The organism is Novosphingobium sp. B-7, from assembly GCF_000410615.1.
Taxonomy (GTDB): domain Bacteria; phylum Pseudomonadota; class Alphaproteobacteria; order Sphingomonadales; family Sphingomonadaceae; genus Novosphingobium; species Novosphingobium capsulatum.
This window is the reverse complement of the sequence record NZ_KE148399.1, coordinates 9,325-10,973: the sequence shown is the minus strand read 5'-3', so window position 1 is coordinate 10,973 and position 1,649 is coordinate 9,325. Positions and strand designations below refer to the sequence as shown.

Here is a 1,649-nt window from a genome sequence, read left to right as displayed (position 1 = left end):
CACCAGCGGCGCGGTCAGTCGCGCCAGCGCCAGGTCGGGTGACAGCGAGGCAAGCGGCGCGGTGGGCCGGCCGGCCGCATCGAACGGGCGGAAGAACCATTCCCCGTGGCCGCCGGTCATCACCACGTCGACCGGTTGCGGCGCCGGCCCGCCCTGCTGCGCGCGCGCCATGGCTGCCACCAGTTCCAGGCTCTGATAGCCCAGCACATGGGCATTCCAGGCAAGCGCCAGGGCACGCGCCGCGGCCAGCCCCACGCGAATGCCGGTAAAGCTACCTGGCCCGCTGTCGACCAGGATCGTGGCGGCGCGCCCCTTGTCGGGCAGCGCGGCAATCATCGGCACCAGCCGTTCGGCATGGCCACGGCCGAGCATCAGGCATTCGCCCGCGATCAGCGCGTCGTCTTCGTAGAGGGCGACCGAACAGCTTTCCGTGGCGCTATCGATCACCAGGCGGCGGCGGGAAAAAGGGGCAGCCTGGGGCACGACGAGTCCCGTTCCGATCAGGCCGCGCGCACTTCGGTCACTTCGGGCACATAGTGCTTAAGCAGGCTTTCGATGCCGTGCTTGAGCGTGGCGGTCGACGAAGGACAGCCCGAACAGGCGCCCTGCATCTTGAGATAGACCACGCCTTCGCGAAAGCCCCTGTAGATAATGTCGCCGCCATCGTTGGCCACGGCGGGGCGCACGCGGGTTTCGATCAGGTCCTTGATCTGGTCGACGATATCGGCGTCGGCCGGATCATCGCCGAAATCCTCGTCCTCGTCGGGCACCATGATCCCTGCCGCGCTGCCGGCGGCAAACAGCGGCGCCTGCGACACGAAATGATCGAGCAGGATTGCCAGCACCTGCGGCTTGGCATCGGCCCATTGCGCGCCCGGCGCAATCGTCACTGCGACGAATTCCTGGCCGAACAGAACCTCGGTCACGTCGCCCAGCGAAAACAGCGCCTGCGCCAGCGGCGAGACCTCTGCCTCTTCGGGCGAGGTGAACGACCGCGTGCCGCTGGTCATGACCCGTTCGCCCGGCAGGAACTTGAGCGTGGCCGGATTCGGCGTGGTTTCGGTTTCGATGAACATGATTGTTGCATTTAGGACCGGGGGGGCAGGGGTCAAGGGGCGAGAGGGCTGGCAGGCCGTGATCGGCCATGTATTTCGCTGGAATGGGCCTGCCTGGCTGCAAGGCGGCGTGGACAAATTCCACAGCGCCACGGCTGGAGGCAAAAACCGCCAGTTCAAGGAGGCGAGGAAGCGCAATATCGGGAATATTGTGCGACGAGCCGACGCGGAAATGGCGGTTTTTGGTCCAGCCCCGCAGGGGTTGCTCTATAAAAGGCCCCGGCAGCGTTGCTCGGCCTTGCAAGAGGTCCACTCTTGCCGCGTCCTAATTATGTCTAGGTGGGCGCCTCGCCAGGGCCTTTTATAGACCAACCGTGACGTTGTGGAATTCGTCCACGCCGCCTAGAACCGGGCCATGATCACTGCTTCTTCGCGCGCCGCGCGCTTCGCCATGCTTGTTTCGTCTGCCGTGCTCGCCGTCTCGGCCCTGGCTGCACCGGTTGCCGCTGCCCCGGTCAAGCGGGCGGCTGCACCGGCTGCTCGCCCGGCTGCAGCCGCAGCGGCCCTGTCCACCGCCATCCTGCCGGTGCCGCT

2 protein-coding genes are annotated in these 1,649 nt (G+C 66.4%); both read right to left on the bottom strand.

What is annotated here, in order from left to right; translation table 11 throughout:
* On the bottom strand, positions 1–483 hold a 483-nt coding region (gene tsaB, locus H926_RS0117295; protein ID WP_043610157.1), incomplete at its 3' end, for a tRNA (adenosine(37)-N6)-threonylcarbamoyltransferase complex dimerization subunit type 1 TsaB.
* 17 nt (positions 484–500) lie between these two features.
* Positions 501–1,076, bottom strand: coding sequence for a NifU family protein (locus H926_RS0117290; RefSeq protein ID WP_022677436.1), 576 nt, complete (start codon positions 1,074–1,076; stop codon positions 501–503).
* Positions 1,077–1,649 lie beyond the last annotated feature (573 nt).